This is a genomic window from Asaia sp. A2, assembly GCF_057319415.1.
The window spans coordinates 149,957-168,878 of record NZ_JBXWTO010000007.1 but is presented as its reverse complement, the minus strand read 5'-3'; the positions used below and the strand labels follow the sequence as shown (position 1 = coordinate 168,878).

Genomic DNA, 18,922 nt, shown 5'->3' with positions numbered 1-18,922 from the left:
TCATCCCGGATGCAAAGCCGCTGCGTCGAGCCGCATAGGGTGAGGCGCGACGGTCGGTAGGCTGACTCCCTGCTTCGCGGTCCAGGCGCCGGGGCTATGGACACAGGCAGGGTTCATTTTGTGGCAATTGCGTGAAAGGTCGTTGCAGAACGAAACTTAAAAGGAATTTTCCTTGTCGGCTTCCGAGCTATGCGTATTTCTGGCTGTAACAGGAAAAGGAATCTCCTTGATGATATCGGGAAACGGATGGGGACTCCTCATGCCGGGTGGTCAGCACAGGCAAAAGGTGGTTTCCATGCTGCGTAAGGCGACGACTAGATGAACCAAGTCGTCATTACCGCGCTCAAGCGGCCCTACACTTTCGTTGTCCTGTCCATCTTCATCGTCATTTTCGGTGTCCGTTCGGTTCTCAAGACGCCGACAGACGTTTTCCCGAACATCAATATTCCGGTTGTGGCGATCGTCTGGTCCTATCTGGGCCTCATGCCCGAAGACATGTCGGGGCGTGTCGTCTATTACTACGAGCGAGCTCTGACCACGACGGTCAATAATATCGAGCATGTTGAAAGTGGCTCCTATTACGGCCGCGGTATCGTCAAGGTCTATTTCCAGCCCGGTACCGATACCTCGGTCGCACAGACCCAGATTACCTCGGTTTCGCAGACGGTTATCAAGCAATTGCCCACCGGGGCGACGCCACCGCTGATCCTGACCTATAATGCCTCTTCGGTGCCGGTGCTGACGTTGCAGATCAATTCGGACAAGCTCAATGGCTCCGAATTGTACAACATGGCGTCCAACCTGATACGGCCGCAGCTCGTTTCCGTACCCGGTGTGTCGATCCCGAACCCGTATGGTGGTCTGGCGCCGTATATCACTGTCGATATCGACCCTTCCAAGCTGATGGCGCATAATCTTTCGGCGGTTGATGTCAGCACGGCGCTCAACAAGCAGAACATTGTGCTGCCGGCGGGCGATCAGCGTATTGGGCCGTTCGACTATATGGTGCGTACCAACGCGCAGCCGCGCGAGGTAGAAACCTTCAACAACCTGCCCATCAAGCAGGTTGGCAACGCCGTGGTTTATCTGCGTGACGTGGCTCATGTGCATCGCGGTGGCCCGCCACAGGCCAATATGGTGTTGGTGAAGGGCCGTCAGGCCGTCATGATGGTCATCATGAAAAGCGGCGATGCCTCGACACTCGATGTCGTGGCTGGCGTGAAAAAGCTGCTGCCTCAGATCATTGATACACTACCCAAGGGGACGAGCATCAAGATTCTGACCGATGCCTCAGGCTTCGTGAAGGACTCGGTCGAGGACGTGGTGCGCGAGATGATTATCGCCGCGCTGCTGACCTCTCTTGCGGTGTTGCTCTTCCTCGGGTCATGGCGTTCTACCCTGATTGTTGCGACCTCCATCCCTCTCGCCATTCTCTGCTCGGTCATCGGGTTGAGCCTTGCGGGTCAGTCCATCAATGTGATGACGCTTGGCGGGCTCGCGCTGGCGGTGGGTATTCTCGTCGATGATGCGACCGTCATGATCGAGAATATCGATGCCCATCTCGAGATGGGCAAGGATCTGGAAATGGCCATCATTGATGCGGCCAACCAGATCGTGGTCCCGACTTTCGTCTCGACAACCTGTATCTGCATTGTGTGGCTCCCGCTTTTCGAACTGACAGGTGTTGCGGGCTGGCTGTTCATGCCGATGGCCGAGGCCATCATCTTCGCCATGATCGCGTCGTTCATCCTGTCGCGAACGCTGGTGCCAACCATGGCCAACTGGATGCTGGCGGCGCAGGTTGCTGCCCATGAGCATGGTGATGACGGCAAGGAGCCGGGATTTTTTGGCCGCTTTCAGCGTGGCTTCGAGAACGGGTTCTTCAGTTTCCGCGAGCGCTACAAGATTGTGCTGGCGGGTCTGATCGAGGAGCGCGTGAAGTTCGTCCCGTTCTTCATGGGGGTGTCGATCCTGTCCACGGGGCTCTACTACTTTGTGGGTGAGGACTTCTTTCCCGAGATCAAGTCCGGCACATTGCAGCTCCATATGCGTGCCCCCATCGGGACGCGTCTGGAGGAATCCGGCAAGATTTCCGTGCTCATCGAGAAGAAGATGCACGAGATCCTGCCCGGGCAGATCGACGCCGTTCTGAATAATTGCGGCCTGCCTTTCTCTCAGCTGAACCAGGCCTTCATCCCGACCCCCACCGTAGGCACGGAAGACTGCGATATCACCGTCTCGCTCAAGAATGACGAGAGCCCGACCGCCGAATACCGTCGCAAGATACGCGCGGGTCTGATCGAGGCCTTCCCCGGCACACAGATTACGTTCCAGCCTGCCGACCTGACCGCCAAGATCCTGAATTTTGGCTTGCCAGCGCCGTTGGACGTGCAGGTTGTGGGGCGCGACCTTTACGGCAATTTCGCCTTTGCCAAGAAGCTCCGCCGCAAGCTTGCCACCATACCGGGCATCACCGATGTCTCGATCCAGCAGCCGATGACGCAGCCTACGCTCAGCATCAATGCCAAGCGCAGCTTTGCGCTAGGCACCGGTATTACCGAGCAGGATATCGCCCAGAACGCACTCGTTGTGCTCTCGGGGTCGGCGCAGGTCGGGCAGGTGTACTTCCTGAACAGTTCGGGTGTCGCCCAGCTGATCGACGTGCAGACGCCTGCAAATTATCTGCAGACGCTCAACGATCTCAAGACTGTGCCGATTGACCGTGGTGACGGCAACCCGACCAATGCCCAGCCCCAGCTTCTGGGCGCCTTGTCCGAAATCGAGCAAACGGGGACCCCGGCGGAGGTGGCGCACTACAACATCATGCCGGTGTTCGATATCTATGCGGCCAATGAAAACATCGATCTCGGTACTGTGGCCAAATCCGTTCAGCGCGTTGCAGACTCGATGAAATCGGAGCTGCCGCGCGGCTCGCATCTGGTGGTCCGTGGTCAGGCAGTGACGATGACGGATGCGTATTCGCAGCTGATTGTCGGCCTCGCGATGTCGATTACGCTCGTTTATCTGATCATTGTCGTGAACTTCCAGTCCTGGCTGGATCCGTTCGTGATCATTACGGCGCTTCCCGGTGCTCTGGGCGGTATCGCCTGGAGCCTGTTCCTGACCCATACGTCGTTGTCGGTGCCCGCCTTGACGGGAGCCATCATGTGCATGGGAACGGCCACGGCCAACGCCATTCTTGTCATCTCATTCGCACGTGAGCGGATGGAGATTCATGGCGATGCGCTCAAGGCAGCGCTTGAAGCGGGTTATGAGCGTATCCGCCCCGTGCTGATGACAGCGCTGGCCATGATTATCGGCATGGTGCCGATGTCCATAAGCAATTCCGACAATGCCCCGATTGGCAAGGCCGTGATCGGTGGCCTGCTGGTGGCAACGGCGGCGACACTCCTGTTCGTCCCCTGTGTTTTTGCCATTGTCCATTACAGAAAGCCGCGTGAACGCGGAGATGAGGGAGCCCACGCATGACCCAGCACCCAAAACAAGGTGCCGAGCCGAACCGCAAGCGGGGCCGCCTGATCATTCTCATCGTGCTGGGTATTGCCGTTCTTCTGGCCGTCTGGGGGATCGTCGAGCGTTCGATGCATTACGGCACCCTGCGCGAAGAGGCTGATGACAATGCCCGGGCGCGTGTCAGCCTGATCAACCCGCAGGCCGGTCCGGCCGAGCGGCATCTTGATCTGCCAGCCAATCTGGCCGCCTGGTATCAGGCGCCGATCTATGCGCAGGTCTCGGGCTACGTGAAGATGTGGTACAAGGATTACGGTGCGCATGTGAAATCGGGCGATCTGCTGGCCGAGATCAGCACGCCGAGCCTTGATGCCCAGTACGAGGCCGCCAAGGCGAATTACAACGTGGTTCTGGCCCGTTACAAGCTGGCCGTGATTACCGCCAAGCGCTGGGCGGATCTGCGTGACACACAGGCGGTGTCGCGTCAGGAAGTCGATGTGCAGGCTGCCAACGCTGCGGCACAGAAGGCGCAGGTCGATCAGGCACAGCACGAGGTCGAGCGCTTTGAGGCGCTGGAAAATTTCAAGCGCATCGTGGCACCGTTCGACGGTATCGTAACGTCGCGTCTGGTGAATGTGGGCGACTATGTGAATGCCGGGGGCGGTGATCTGAACTCCCGTGGGAGTGCGTCCGAGCTCTTTACGGTGGCGGATACGCACCGCATGCGCGTGTTCGTGTCGGTGCCGCAGGATTATGCGGCCGTGATTTCCGACAAGCTCGCGGCCAAGCTCACCCTGCCGCAATTCCCCGGTCGCGTTTACGATGCAAGCTTTCTGGCTACCGCGCAGGCATTCAATGCCGCGACGCGAACGGTCACTACCGAACTTGAGCTGGATAACAAGGACGGGTCGCTCTGGCCGGATTCCTACGCTACCGCCCACTTCACCGCTCCCGGTGAGCCCGGTGTCCTGATCGTGCCGGTCAATGCGCTGATTTTTCGCGCCCAGGGCACGCAGCTCGCCACAGTGGTCGATAACCGTATTCATCTGATCGACGTGAAAACGGGCATCAACTATGGCATGACGATCCAGATCCTTGGTGGCATTGCGGCCAAGGACCAGATCGTGGCTAATCCTACGGCAGATATGCTCGAAGGTGACGAGGTGAAGGTGGTGCCTGCAACGCGCGGCTATAACGATGCGACAGCCGCACCGCGCAAGAATGTGGCTCCTGCGCCGCATCAGCCGGTGCCGGAAGATGACGACGGTGGCAGCAACGAGAACGGGGCGCGTCGATGAGGGCAGGATCCAGGCGCCGCGCCTTGCGTGGCAGTGCCGCTGGTGCTGTTTTCAGCCTCGCCCTGCTTTCTGGCTGCGATCTCGCGCCGCACTACCAGGCCCCGAAATTCATCTATCCCGATGGATGGAAAGGGAAGGGCGTTCTGGTGGACGCCAGGCCGGCAGACGACGTGCCCAAGGGTAAATGGTGGGAGGTCTTTCATGACCCCCAGCTGAACGCCCTTGAGGAAAAGATGCTGGCCTCCAATCCCGACCTGCAGGCTCAGGCGGAGGTGTTCACGCAGTCACGCGACATCGCGCGGGAGACAGAGGCGCAACTGGCGCCACAGCTCAATGGCTCAGCGGGGATGTCGAACAACAAGACGTCGCTTACCCGTCTGTGGCGCGGAGCTAATGCCAATTCGCCGACAACCGAGTCGAGCGTGTTCTACAGTGGTGCCGCGACATGGGAGCCTGATTTCTTCAGCCGCATCCGCAATTCCACACATATGCAGAAGAACATGGCGCAGGCCAGCGCGGCTGACTACGCCAATCTGCGCCTGATGCTCGAGGCGGAGCTGGCTTCGAACTATCTCGGACTGCGCGGGCTGGATGCCCAGTATGCGGTGTATGACGACTCGATTCGTTATTACCAGACTGCGGTAAAGATCACCCAGCTTCGTCAGGCAGGGGCAATTGCGGCGGGGCTCGACGTCTCACGAGCCGAGAATCAGCTTTACGCCACGATGGCCTCTCAGAGCCATGTGCGTGCCCAGCGTCAGGTGCTGGAACATGCCATAGCGGTGATGGTGAACACCGTTCCGGGCAGCTTCCAGATCGCCCCGACCAACAAGCAGGTTCTGCCTTATTCCATCCTGCGTATCCCGAGCGGCTTGCCCTCGCAGCTTCTGGAGCGCCGCCCCGACATTGCCTCCGCCGAGCGCAATCTGGCGGCGAACAGCCGCGCCATTGGCGTCGCGCGGGCTGCGTTCTACCCGGATGTCACCTTCAGCCTGAATGGTGGCTTCATGAATAACGGTTTCGACCTCGCAAGCCTTGGTAACTCGATGTGGAGTTACGGCGTGCAGGCCGTAGAGCCATTGTTTACCGGGGGCTTGCGTCGTGCGGCCTTGCAGCGTGCCTGGGCCCAGTATCGCGAAAGTGCTGATCATTATCGCTCTACCGTCCTGTCCGCTTTTCAGGATGTGGAGGACGGCCTCTCGCAGACAAGCGCCTTTGCTGACCAGCAGAAGCAGCAATATGCCGCGGTGGACGCAGCGTTGCGTACGCAGCGCATGACCATGGCGCTCTACACGGGCGGGCTGACCAATTACCTCGACGTGGTTGTGGCGCAGCAGGCGGCCCTTGTCGCGCGTATTGATGCGGTTCAGGCCCAGACCATCCAGCTTCAGGCCAGTGTCCGCCTCATCAAGGCGCTTGGCGGTGGTTGGGATCGTTCGGCGCTGCCTTCGGTCAAGTCCATCGATCCGTTCGGTGTGCTGCAATATGACGGGCTGCATCACCCGCGACCCGCAGGCGATGTGGACACACGCAACAGCGCCAGCGATGTGAACCTGACCGGTGCGACACCCGCCGTTCCGGCGGTGACTCCCCTGTCGGCGACGGGCACTGCGCGATGACGAAAGACTTGACAGCCCCGGCCGCGGGGCGTTAAGGGGCCGCTCCCATTCGGAACGCGGGAGAGGCATGAGCGGTCGCGAGATCGCAAACGCCTCATTGGAACCGCGGTTCGGGCAAACCATCAAGGAGTCCCGGATATGGCCAAAAAAGTTGTTGGCTACATCAAGTTGCAGATCCCGGCAGGCAAGGCAAATCCCTCGCCGCCAGTCGGTCCGGCGCTGGGTCAGCGCGGCCTGAACATCATGCAGTTCTGCAAGGAGTTCAACGCCAAGACGCAGACCCTCGAGCCTGGCATGCCGATCCCGGTCGTTATCACGGCCTATGCGGATCGTACGTTCAGCTTCGTCACCAAGACCCCGCCGAACACCTACTTCCTGCTCAAGGCCGCCAAGGTCTCCAAGGGCAGCCAGACAGTCGGCAAGGCTGCCGCTGTTGGTTCTGTCACGACCGCGCAGCTGCGCGAGATCGCTGCAGAGAAGTTCAAGGACATGAACGCGAATGACATCGACGGCGCTGTGCGCATGCTGGCCGGTTCGGCCAAGTCGATGGGTCTGAACGTGGTGGAGGGCTGATCCTATGGCCAAGAACAAGAGGCTGAACGCCGCCCGTGCGACGGTCGACACCGACAAGCAGTACGACCTGTCCGCAGCTGTTGCCCTGGTCAAGGGTAACGCCAAGGCCAAGTTCGACGAGACCATCGAAATCTCGCTGAACCTCGGTATCGATCCTCGCCACGCTGACCAGATGGTCCGTGGTCTGATCTCGCTGCCGAACGGCACGGGCAAGACCCTGCGCGTCGGCGTTTTCGCCCGCGGCCCGAAGGCTGAAGAAGCCACGGCAGCCGGTGCGGAAGTCGTTGGTGCAGAAGATCTGGCCGAGAAGATCCAGAATGGTGAAATCGAGTTCGATCGCTGCATTGCGACCCCGGACATGATGGCACTGGTTGGTCGTCTGGGTAAGATCCTCGGCCCGCGTGGCCTGATGCCGAACCCCCGCCTGGGCACGGTGACCATGGACGTGAAGGGTGCCGTTCAGGCAGCCAAGTCCGGCCAGGTCGAGTACCGCGCCGAGAAGGCCGGTATCATCCATGCTGGTATCGGCAAGGCTTCCTTCGGTGAAGACAAGCTGGTCGAGAACATCAAGGCTCTGGTCGATGCCGTCCAGAAGGCTCGTCCGACTGGCGCCAAGGGCACCTATCTGAAGAAGGCAGCCCTGTCTTCCACGATGGGTCCGGGCGTACGCGTCGACGTGGCGTCGTTCACGGCCTGATTTGAGAGATGACACCGCGCGGCCTGGCCGTGCGGTGGCGTAGGGGTGGGGGAATTCCCCCGCTTCCGAACCTGTCCGAGACCGGGCGTACTGTTCCAAGGGGCAGTCTAAGGGATCTTGAGAAAGATCCGCGAGCGGGAGACGGGGCGCCAGCAGACAAGGGTAGGGCAACCTGCCGGAATGCTGGGTTCCGATTGAATGGACAGGCGAGCGGTACTTTTCCAATTGCGGGGAAGTGCCATGGGTAACCCGGTCTGGAAGCCAAGGTTTCCGGACTGACGAGGAGAATGGATTTGGACCGTCAGGAAAAACGGGCCTTCGTCGAATTCCTCGCCAACGTGTTCAACAGCACGTCCATGGTTGTCGTGACCGAAAACAAAGGTCTCACGGTAGCTGATGTGACGGAGCTGCGTCGACGCGTTCGTGCGGCGGGTGCGACGTACAAGGTTGTGAAAAACCGGCTGGCCAGCCTCGCTCTGCATGGGACCCAATTCGACGGGATTCTTCCGCTGCTGAAGGGCCCGACCGCGCTTGCGTGGTCTGAGGATCCGGTTGCAGTCGCGAAGGCGATCGTCGAGTTCGCCAAGACGAATGAGAAGCTTGTGGTGCTCGGTGGCGCCCTTGGTAGCCAAACGCTTGATGCGAATGGTGTCAAGGCTCTTGCCGCACTGCCGTCGCTGGACGAACTGCGTGCGCAGCTGGTGGGTATGATTTCTACCCCCGCTACGCGTATCGCAGGCGTTGTCCAAGCTCCGGCCGGCCAGCTTGCTCGCGTTTTCGGCGCCTATGCCAAGACCGGCGAAGCCGCCTGAATTGTCTTACGCAGCACCGCTCCTCTTCAGGAGCGCGGGTTGTGAATCGAAAACCAGTTACCATATAGGACCATCATCATGGCCGATCTGAACAAAATCGTTGACGAACTGTCCGCTCTGACCGTTCTCGAAGCTGCTGAACTCTCGAAGCTGCTCGAAGAGAAGTGGGGCGTTTCCGCTGCTGCTCCGGTTGCCGTTGCGGCTGCTGGCCCGGCTGCTGCCGCTGCTCCTGCTGAAGAGCAGACCGAGTTCACCGTGATCCTCGCCGAAGCCGGCGACAAGAAGATCAACGTGATCAAGGAAATCCGTGGCATCACGGGCCTGGGTCTGAAGGAAGCCAAGGACCTGGTCGAAGGCGCACCGAAGACCGTCAAGGAAGGCGTTTCCAAGGACGAGGCAGCCAAGATCAAGAAGCTGCTCGAAGACAACGGCGCCAAGGTCGAAGTCAAGTAATCAAGCCCACGGACCGCGCTTCGCCTTCGGGCGGGGCCGGTTGTGGATTGAGACAGGTCAGGGCGGAAATCCTTTCGGGTTTCCGCCCGATTTGCCGTTGCGGACAAACCCTGTATAAGGGCCGGTTGTCACGCAACAACAATGTGAATTCACGGTACCGGTCGTTCCGGTCGCCCGCCATGACAGGCTTCCTGACATGTGGACGACCCGAAGGTCTGGTGCGAGAGGGCAGGGATAGATGAACGCAATCACCAAATCGTTCACAGGACGCAAGCGGATTCGCAAGAGCTTCGGGCGGATCCCCGAAGTGGCGCCGATGCCCAACCTGATTGACGTGCAGCGCGCAAGCTATGAGACGTTCCTTCAGATGAACGTGGCGCCTGACAGCCGTCAGCAGACGGGTCTTCAGGAAGTGTTCCGGTCGGTTTTCCCGATCAACGATTTTGCGGGACGTGGCCGTCTCGAGTTCGTTTCCTATGAACTCGAAGAGCCGAAATATGATGTCGAGGAATGCATCCAGCGCGGGCTGACCTTTGCCGCCCCGCTGAAGGTCATTCTGCGTCTTATCGTCTGGGATGTGGATGAGGACACGGGCTCACGCTCGATCCGCGACATCAAGGAGCAGCCGGTCTACATGGGCGATATGCCGCTCATGACCGATAACGGCACGTTCATCATCAATGGCACCGAGCGCGTCATTGTCAGCCAGATGCATCGTAGCCCCGGCGTGTTCTTCGATCACGACAAGGGCAAGACACATTCTTCCGGCAAGTATCTCTTTGCTGCCCGCGTCATTCCGTACCGTGGTTCTTGGCTCGACTTCGAGTTCGATGCCAAGGACCTGATCTATGTGCGTATCGACCGTAAGCGCAAGCTGCCGGTAACGACACTGCTCTATGCCCTTGAGGGCGAGCACTCCATCGCTGCCCGCGCTGCCAAGGCTGCCGAAGGCGGTGATGTCGAGGCGCTTGGCATCCGTGGCATGGATCAGGACGAAATCCTGGCCTATTTCTACGGCACCGTGCCGTTCACGCGCATGCCCAAGGGCTGGGCGCGCCCGTTCGACCCCGAAGCGTTCCGTGGCATGAAGCTGCTTGAGCCGCTGTACGACGCCGACACCGGTGAAGTGGTGGCAGAGGCTGATGCCAAGCTGACCGCGCGCATGTGCCGCAAGATCGCAGAAACGACCAAGGACGTGCTCGTTGGCCGCGCCGATCTGCTGGGCCGTTTCATCGCGCAGGATCTCGTCAACGAGAACACCGGTGAGATCTACGCCGAGGCTGGTGAAGAGCTGACTGAAGCACGCCTCGAAGCGCTTGAGGAGTTGGGTGTTACCGAGCTGCCGATGCTTGCCGTCGACTCCTCTCATGGCCCTTGGATCCGCAACACGCTGGCCGTGGACAAGAACAACCGCCGCGATGAAGCGTTGATCGATATCTATCGCATCATGCGTCCCGGCGAGCCGCCGACCCCGGAAACGGCAGAAGCCATGTTCCAGGGCCTGTTCTTCGATGCCGACCGCTACGACCTCTCGGCCGTGGGCCGCGTCAAGATGAACATGCGTCTTGAAGTCGATGCACCGGACACCATGCGCGTGCTGCGCAAGGAAGACATCCTGCGCACCGTCAAGATCATGTGCGAGCTGAAGGATGGCCGCGGCCAGATCGACGATATCGACAATCTCGGTAACCGTCGTGTCCGCTCCGTTGGCGAGCTGATGGAAAACCAGTACCGCGTCGGTCTGCTCCGCATGGAGCGCGCCATTCGCGAGCGTATGGGTTCGGTCGATGTCGATACGGTCATGCCGCATGACCTGATCAACGCAAAGCCTGCTGCTGCTGCCGTGCGTGAGTTCTTTGGCTCCTCGCAGCTCAGCCAGTTCATGGACCAGACCAACCCGCTCTCCGAAGTCACGCATAAGCGTCGTCTTTCGGCGCTTGGCCCGGGCGGTCTGACCCGTGAGCGCGCCGGCTTCGAAGTTCGCGACGTTCATCCGACGCATTACGGCCGTATCTGCCCGATTGAGACGCCTGAAGGACCGAATATCGGTCTGATCAACTCGCTTTCGACCTATGCGAAGGTGAACAAGTACGGCTTCATTGAAACACCGTACCGCCTTGTTCAGGACGGTGTGCTGCAGGCCGGCTGGAAGTACCTCTCCGCTATGGAAGAGGACAAGCTGATCGTCGCTCAGGCAGACGCAGCGCAGGACAAGAGCACGGGCCGTCTGACCGACGAACTCGTTTCTGTCCGTCGTTCGGGTGACTTCCGCCTTGTGCCGCCCGAGCAGGTCACGGCCTGCGACGTGTCGCCCAAGCAGCTTGTTTCGGTCGCCGCCGCGCTCATTCCGTTCCTTGAGAACGACGACGCCAACCGCGCGCTGATGGGCTCGAACATGCAGCGTCAGGCCGTGCCGCTGGTGCGCGCCGATGCGCCGCTGGTCGGCACGGGCATGGAAGCCGCTGTGGCCCATGACTCGGGTGCGACCATTGTTGCCAAGCGCAATGGCGTGATCGACCAGATCGACGGTGCACGTATCGTCGTGCGTGCCACCGACGAAGCTGGGTCGACCCAAGGCGTCGACATCTATCGTCTGCGCAAGTACATGCGTTCGAACCAGTCCACCTGCATCAACCAGCGTCCGCTGGTGCGCGTGGGTGACACGGTTCATGCCGGTGACATCATTGCTGACGGTCCGTCCACCGAGCTGGGTGAACTGGCTCTGGGCCGCAACGTGCTCGTCGCGTTCATGCCCTGGAACGGCTACAACTTCGAAGACTCGATCCTTATCTCCGAGCGTATCGCCCGTGATGACGTGTTCACCTCGATCCATATCGAGGAATTCGAAGTCATGGCCCGTGACACCAAGCTGGGTCAGGAGGAAATCACCCGCGACATTCCGAATGTCGGTGAGGAAGCCCTGCGCAATCTTGATGAAGCCGGTATCGTCTATGTCGGTGCCGAGGTGAACCCGGGTGACATCCTGATTGGTAAGGTCACACCGAAGGGCGAAAGCCCGATGACGCCGGAAGAAAAGCTTTTGCGCGCCATCTTCGGTGAAAAGGCTTCTGACGTTCGTGATACCTCGCTCAAGCTGCCCCCGGGCACGAGCGGTACGATCGTTGACGTGCGCGTCTTCTCGCGTCGTGGCGTGGACAAGGACGAGCGCGCCATGGCGATCGAGCGCGCCGAGATCGAGCGCCTGACCAAGGATCGTGACGACGAGCGCGCCATCCAGGAGCGCAGCTTCGTAGCCCGTCTGCGCGAGCGTCTGCTGAATCAGACGGCGGCTGCCGGCTTCAAGGGTATCCGTGCAGGCACCGTCATCACCGACGAGGTTCTGGACGAGCATCCGCGTGGCGCCTGGCGCAACATCACGGTCAGCGATGACAGCGTGATGTCCGAGCTGGAAACGCTGCGCCGCGAATATGACGCTGCCGTTGGCAAGATTCAGGCCCGTTTCGACAGCAAGGTCGAAAAGCTGCAGCGCGGTGACGAGCTGCCGCCGGGCGTGATGAAAATGGTCAAGGTCTTCGTGGCTGTGAAGCGCAAGCTTCAGCCGGGTGACAAGATGGCCGGTCGTCACGGTAACAAGGGTGTTGTTTCGCGCGTCGTGCCGGTTGAGGACATGCCGTTCCTTGAAGATGGTACGCCTGTCGATCTCGTGCTGAACCCGCTGGGCGTGCCGTCGCGCATGAATGTCGGTCAGATTCTCGAGACCCATCTGGGCTGGGCCTGCGCCAATATCGGCCAGAACATCGGCAAGATTGCCGATGATTACCAGCGCACGGGTGAGCGCAAGCTCGAACTGCTTGAGAGCCTGCGTGACGTCTATGGCGACGCCGTGTTCGAGAGCGATATCGCGACCCTGCCGAACGAGCAGCTCCTCGAGCTGACCGGTAACCTCCGCAAGGGCGTGCCGATCGCAACGCCGGTGTTCGACGGTGCGTCGATCCCGGATATCGAGGACATGCTGGTGAAGGCCGGTGTCGACAAGTCGGGCCAGTCGCAGCTGATCGACGGCCGTACGGGTGAGGCTTTCGAGCGTCGCACCACGGTCGGCTATATCTACATGCTGAAGCTGCATCACCTTGTTGACGACAAGATCCATGCCCGTTCGATCGGTCCGTACTCGCTCGTCACGCAGCAGCCGCTGGGTGGTAAGGCGCAGTTCGGTGGCCAGCGCTTCGGTGAGATGGAAGTCTGGGCTCTTGAAGCTTACGGTGCCGCCTACACCCTGCAGGAAATGCTCACGGTCAAGTCCGATGACGTTTCCGGCCGTACGAAGGTCTATGAGGCCATTGTGCGTGAGCAGGACGATTTCGAAGCCGGTATCCCCGAGAGCTTCAACGTTCTGATCAAGGAACTGAAGTCGCTCGGCCTGAATGTCGATCTGGAGCAGAGCGCAATCTGATGTGCTTTGTCTCTGCCTCCTCTGTGTTTGTTGCTAACGCGGGCGCGGCCGGTCTTCCGGCCCGCTCCGTGAAATGGGATTTCGGCGCATGAACGAACTCATGAAGATCCTTGGTCAGACGGGCCAGACCCAGTCTTTCGACCAGATCAAAATCCAGCTCGCTTCATCCGAGCAGATCCGCTCCTGGTCTTACGGCGAGATCAAGAAGCCGGAGACCATCAACTACCGTACGTTCAAGCCTGAGCGCGACGGCCTGTTCTGCGCGCGTATCTTTGGCCCGATCAAGGACTATGAGTGCCTGTGCGGCAAGTACAAGCGCATGAAGTTCCGTGGCATCGTGTGCGAGAAGTGCGGCGTGGAAGTCACGCTCGCAAAGGTTCGCCGCGAGCGTATGGGCCATATCGAACTGGCATCGCCGGTTGCGCATATCTGGTTCCTGAAGTCGCTGCCGAGCCGCATCGCGACGATGATCGACATCACGCTGAAGGACCTTGAAAAGGTCCTGTATTTCGAGAGCTATATCGTTCTCGAATCCGGCACGAGCCCGTTCAAGCGTTATTCGCTGCTGTCGGAAGACCAGTATTTCGACGCGATGGACGACTACGCCGATGAAGGCCTGGAAGTCGGTATCGGCGCTGAAGCGGTCAAGAAGATCCTGTGGAAGGCGCGCCTGCTTTCCACTGAAACCGATCGTCCGGGCCTGATCGACCGTGACGGTCGCGATCAGGACAAGTCTGACGGCGATCTGCTGCGTGAAGACCTGCGTGAAGCCACGTCGGAAGCCAAGCGCAAGAAGCTCGTCAAGCGTCTGAAGCTGTTCGAAGCCTTCGCCGAGAGCGGTTCACGCCCGGAATGGATGATTCTCGACCTCGTCCCGGTCATTCCGCCCGAGCTGCGCCCGCTTGTGCCGCTGGACGGCGGTCGTTTCGCGACGTCCGATCTGAACGATCTCTATCGTCGCGTGATCAACCGTAACAACCGATTGAAGCGCCTGATCGAGCTGCGTGCGCCGGACATTATCGTCCGCAACGAAAAGCGCATGCTTCAGGAAGCCGTTGACGCGCTGTTCGATAACGGCCGTCGTGGTCGCGCCATCACGGGTGCCAACAAGCGCCCGCTGAAGTCGCTTTCCGACATGCTGAAAGGCAAGCAGGGCCGCTTCCGTCAGAACCTTCTCGGCAAGCGCGTCGACTATTCGGGCCGTTCGGTCATCGTGGTCGGACCCGAGCTGAAGCTGCACCAGTGCGGCCTGCCGAAGAAGATGGCGCTCGAGCTGTTCAAACCGTTCATCTACAGCAAGCTGGAAAAATACGGTCACGCCACCACCATCAAGGCTGCAAAGCGCATGGTGGAAAAGGAGCGTCCGGAAGTCTGGGATATCCTCGAAGAGGTCATCCGCGAGCATCCCGTGATGCTGAACCGCGCACCGACCCTCCACCGTCTCGGCATCCAGGCGTTCGAGCCCGTGCTGATCGAAGGCAAGGCGATCCAGCTGCACCCGCTGGTCTGTACCGCGTTCAACGCCGACTTCGACGGCGACCAGATGGCCGTTCACGTGCCGCTGTCGCTCGAAGCCCAGCTTGAAGCCCGCGTGCTGATGATGTCGACCAACAACATCCTCAGCCCTGCAAACGGCAAGCCGATCATCGTGCCGTCGCAGGATATCGTGCTTGGCCTGTACTATCTGAGCCTTGAGGTTCCCGAGTATCACACGACGCCGGATCAGGCAGAGTATGACGCAGAGGGTCGCCTGGTTAAGGCCGGTCCGTCCGCCTACGCATCGGTGGCCGAGATCGAGCTCGCCATGAACGAGGGCACGCTCAAGCTGCACGACAAGATCCGTCTGCGCATGGACACGCTGGATGCCGACGGCAAGCCCGTTCGTCAGACCATGCTCACCACGCCGGGACGCGCGCTGATCGCGCAGATCCTGCCGCGCAATGCGGCTATCCCGTTCTCGCTGGTCAACAAGCAGCTGACCAAGAAGAACGTGTCGGACGTGATTGACGCCGTGTACCGTCACTGCGGCCAGAAGGAAGCAGTCATTTTCTGCGACCGCCTCATGGGCCTCGGTTTCCGCCATGCCGCGCGCGCCGGTATCTCCTTCGGCAAGGATGACATGATCATCCCGGTCGAGAAGCAGGAGCTGGTCGAGCGCACACAGGCCGAGATCAAGGAATTCGAGCAGCAGTATCAGGACGGTCTGATCACGGCTGGCGAGCGCTATAACAAGGTGGTCGATGCTTGGTCGCGTTGCACGGACGAAGTCCAGGCGGCGATGATGAAGGAGATTTCCCGTCAGGTTATCGGCAAGCCGACGAACTCGGTGTGGATGATGAGCCACTCCGGTGCGCGTGGGTCGCCAGCCCAGATGAAGCAGCTTGCCGGTATGCGTGGTCTGATGGCCAAGCCTTCGGGCGAGATCATCGAGCAGCCGATCATCGCGAACTTCAAGGAAGGCCTTTCGGTTCTCGATTACTTCACCTCCACTCACGGTGCCCGTAAGGGTCTCGCGGACACGGCGCTGAAGACGGCGAACTCGGGTTACCTCACGCGTCGTCTTGTCGACGTGGCGCAGGACTGCATCATCGTCGAGAACGATTGCGGCACCGAGCGTGGCCTGACGATCCGCGCAGTCATGGATAGCGGTGAGGTGATCTCCTCGCTTTCCGAGCGTATCCTGGGTCGTACCCTGACGGCTGACGTGACCGACCCGGTGAGCGGTGCGGTTCTCTTCCCGCGCAATACGCTGATCGAGGAAGCCGAGGCTGAGATCATCGAGAAGGCAGGCGTCGAAAGCGTTCTGATCCGCTCGGTGCTGACCTGTGACAGTCGCGTTGGTGTGTGTGGTCATTGCTATGGCCGCGACCTTGCGCGCGGTACGCCGGTCAATATCGGCGAGGCCGTGGGCGTTATCGCTGCACAGTCCATCGGTGAGCCCGGCACGCAGCTGACCATGCGTACCTTCCATATCGGTGGTGCGGCGACGCGTGGTGCAGAGCAGTCGATGGTTGAGGCGTCGCGTGACGGCAAGGTGACCATCCGCAACCGCAACGTGGTTCAGAACAGCCAGAACGTCACCATTGTGATGTCGCGTAACTGCGAAATCCTGCTGACAGACGAGAAGGGTGTCGAGCGCGCACGCTATCGCGTGCCCTACGGTGCCCGTCTTATGGTCAATGAGGGCCAGGAAGTGACGCGCGGTCTGAAAATGGCCGAGTGGGACCCCTACACCCTGCCGATCATCACCGAGCAGGCCGGTACGGTCGAGTATCTCGACCTGATCGACTCCATCACGCTCGTCGAGCGTATGGACGAAGTCACGGGCCTGACCTCCAAGGTGGTCGTTGACTACAAGCAGGGCAGCAAGGGTGTGGACCTGCGTCCGCGCCTGCAGCTCAAGGATGCGGCGGGCAATGTCGTTCGTCTCGCCAATGGCAATGAGGCACGCTACTTCCTGTCGCCCGATTCGCTGCTGTCGATCGAGAATGGCGCCACGGTCCATGCCGGTGACGTGCTGGCCCGCATCCCGCGTGAAGGCTCGAAGACCCGTGACATTACGGGTGGTCTGCCGCGCGTGGCCGAACTGTTTGAAGCCCGTCGCCCAAAGGATCACGCGATCATCGCGGAAACCGAAGGCCGGATCGAGATCGGCAAGGACTACAAGTCCAAGCGCTGCATCATCGTGAAGAACGACGAGACCGGGGAAGAGACCAACTACCTCATTCCCAAGGGCAAGCATGTGTCGGTGCAGGAAGGCGACTTCGTGCAGAAGGGCGATCCGCTGGTCGACGGTCCTCGCGTTCCGCATGACATTCTCAAGGTCATGGGTGTCGAGGCGCTGTCCGATTATCTCGTCAACGAGATCCAGGACGTCTATCGACTGCAGGGCGTGAAGATCAATGACAAGCATATCGAAGTCATTGTTCGTCAGATGCTGCAGAAGGTGGAAATCCTCGAGCCGGGCGATACAACGTATCTGATTGGCGAGACGGTGGACCGCATCGAGTTCGAGGTCGAGAACGAGAAGCGCGTCAAGATGGGTGAGGAGCCTGCACGCGGCATGCCCATCCTGCAGGGCATCACGAAGGCCTCGCTGCAGACGCAGTCGTTCATCTCTGCGGCTTCCTTCCAGGAGACCACACGTGTGCTGACCGAAGCGGCGACAGCCGGCAAGGTCGATACACTGAACGGCCTGAAGGAGAACGTGATTGTCGGGCGTCTGATCCCGGCAGGTACGGGCAGTGTGATGAACAAGCTGCGCGCCATGGCGGCTTCTCAGGATCGTCAGCGTGTCAGCCGCGCAACTCCCGAGGTAACGGACGACGCAGCGGAGTAAGACCCCGCTCCAGCCTCGGAAAAACTAGTTTACGTTTGAGATCGGGCGGGGTAATACCCGCCCGATTTCGTATCCGGCGATTCGAGACGGGAATCGAACGAGAATCGGGCAGAACGCTAGAGTATGCTTGACTTTCATTCAGAACGGTCATAGGGTCCGCGCCCTCGGCTACCCCCGTCTCCTGAGGCGTCTGAGCCGTTGATAGACAGCATCAAACGCTAACGGTGCCGCCGCCTTCGGGTGAGGCTCAGGCCGGTAGTGAAAGAGTCAAAAGCGGGCGGCATTCTGCCGCGCGCTGAATTTTGTTGGAAGCAAGCAGATCGGGCGTCGCTCGGTCTAGCAGTGAGCAAGGATCGGGAAGGGCGTATGCCGACCATCAACCAGTTGATCGCCAAGGGCCGTGAGCCTGCCGCCAAGCGGAATAAAGTGCCGGCCCTTCAGGGTTGCCCCCAGAAGCGCGGCGTTTGCACGCGCGTCTATACGGTTACCCCGAAAAAGCCGAACTCGGCCCTGCGTAAGGTGGCAAAGGTGCGCCTGACCAACGGGTATGAGGTCGTTAGCTACATTCCGGGTGAAGGCCATAACCTGCAGGAACACAGCGTCGTGCTGATCCGCGGCGGCCGTGTAAAAGATTTGCCGGGTGTGCGTTATCACATCCTGCGCGGCGTGCTTGACACGCAGGGCATCGCCAAGCGTCGTCAGCGCCGTTCGCTGTATGGCGCGAAGCGTCCGAAGTAAGAGGAAATTCAGGCATGAGTCGCCGTCATCGCGCTGTAAAGCGTGAGATCCTTCCCGATCCGAAATTCGGAGATGTCGTCATCACGCGTTTTATGAACGCCCTGATGTACGATGGTAAGAAGTCCACAGCCGAGGGTATCGTTTACGGTGCGCTTGAGTCCGTGCGTCGTCGTGGCGGTGCCACGGCCGACCCGGTCGCCATGTTCCATGCGGCTCTGGACAACGTGAAGCCGGCCGTAGAGGTTCGCTCCCGCCGCGTCGGCGGTGCGACCTATCAGGTCCCCGTCGAAGTCCGTGCCGAGCGCCGTCAGGCCCTCGCCATCCGCTGGCTGATCGACGCCTCGCGCAAGCGCGGTGAGAACACGATGCAGGAACGCCTTTCCAACGAGCTGATGGACGCGATCAACAATCGCGGCTCCGCCGTCAAGAAGCGCGAAGACACGCATCGCATGGCTGAAGCAAATAAAGCATTCAGCCACTATCGTTGGTAAGCTTAAAAGGCTAACCG

The 18,922-nt window shown here is 60.2% G+C and carries 11 protein-coding genes; all 11 read left to right on the top strand.

Going from position 1 to position 18,922, the window contains the following annotated elements; genetic code table 11:
• Nucleotides 1-318 precede the first annotated feature (318 nt).
• A complete protein-coding gene (locus ACWNRM_RS08110; protein WP_485170308.1) occupies nucleotides 319-3,489 on the top strand; it encodes an efflux RND transporter permease subunit in 3,171 nt (1,056 codons plus the stop codon).
• Entirely contained in the window at nucleotides 3,486-4,769 is a 1,284-nt protein-coding gene (locus ACWNRM_RS08105) for an efflux RND transporter periplasmic adaptor subunit (RefSeq protein ID WP_485170307.1), read from the top strand. The genes ACWNRM_RS08110 and ACWNRM_RS08105 overlap by 4 nt, the downstream gene beginning before the upstream one ends.
• Nucleotides 4,766-6,388 carry an efflux transporter outer membrane subunit gene (locus ACWNRM_RS08100; protein ID WP_485170306.1) on the top strand — a complete coding sequence of 541 codons (1,623 nt, stop codon included), beginning with the start codon at nucleotides 4,766-4,768 and terminating at the stop codon, nucleotides 6,386-6,388. Before ACWNRM_RS08105 ends, ACWNRM_RS08100 begins: the two co-directional genes overlap by 4 nt.
• 138 nt (nucleotides 6,389-6,526) lie before the next feature.
• Nucleotides 6,527-6,961 carry a 50S ribosomal protein L11 gene (rplK, locus tag ACWNRM_RS08095; RefSeq protein WP_023979014.1) on the top strand — a complete coding sequence of 145 codons (435 nt, stop codon included), beginning with the start codon at nucleotides 6,527-6,529 and terminating at the stop codon, nucleotides 6,959-6,961.
• Nucleotides 6,962-6,965: 4 nt separating this feature from the next.
• Entirely contained in the window at nucleotides 6,966-7,658 is a 693-nt protein-coding gene (gene rplA / locus ACWNRM_RS08090; protein ID WP_023979013.1) for a 50S ribosomal protein L1, read from the top strand.
• 293 nt (nucleotides 7,659-7,951) lie between these two features.
• Complete coding sequence (gene rplJ, locus ACWNRM_RS08085; protein ID WP_485170346.1) at nucleotides 7,952-8,470, top strand: 50S ribosomal protein L10; 519 nt, start codon at nucleotides 7,952-7,954, stop codon at nucleotides 8,468-8,470.
• A 78-nt stretch (nucleotides 8,471-8,548) separates the two neighbouring features.
• Nucleotides 8,549-8,923, top strand: a complete 375-nt coding sequence (rplL, locus tag ACWNRM_RS08080) for a 50S ribosomal protein L7/L12 (RefSeq protein WP_023979011.1) — start codon at nucleotides 8,549-8,551, stop codon at nucleotides 8,921-8,923.
• 238 nt (nucleotides 8,924-9,161) lie between these two features.
• Nucleotides 9,162-13,337 (top strand): DNA-directed RNA polymerase subunit beta, encoded by a 4,176-nt coding sequence (gene rpoB / locus ACWNRM_RS08075; protein WP_485170305.1) that lies wholly within the window; start codon nucleotides 9,162-9,164, stop codon nucleotides 13,335-13,337.
• Between the two features lie 88 nt (nucleotides 13,338-13,425).
• Entirely contained in the window at nucleotides 13,426-17,676 is a 4,251-nt protein-coding gene (gene rpoC / locus ACWNRM_RS08070) for a DNA-directed RNA polymerase subunit beta' (RefSeq protein ID WP_485170304.1), read from the top strand.
• Between the two features lie 366 nt (nucleotides 17,677-18,042).
• On the top strand, nucleotides 18,043-18,414 hold the full coding sequence (gene rpsL / locus ACWNRM_RS08065) for a 30S ribosomal protein S12 (protein WP_023979007.1): 372 nt from the start codon (nucleotides 18,043-18,045) through the stop codon (nucleotides 18,412-18,414).
• Between the two features lie 14 nt (nucleotides 18,415-18,428).
• Nucleotides 18,429-18,905 carry a 30S ribosomal protein S7 gene (gene rpsG / locus ACWNRM_RS08060; RefSeq protein WP_023979006.1) on the top strand — a complete coding sequence of 159 codons (477 nt, stop codon included), beginning with the start codon at nucleotides 18,429-18,431 and terminating at the stop codon, nucleotides 18,903-18,905.
• The last annotated feature ends 17 nt before the right edge of the window (nucleotides 18,906-18,922 follow it).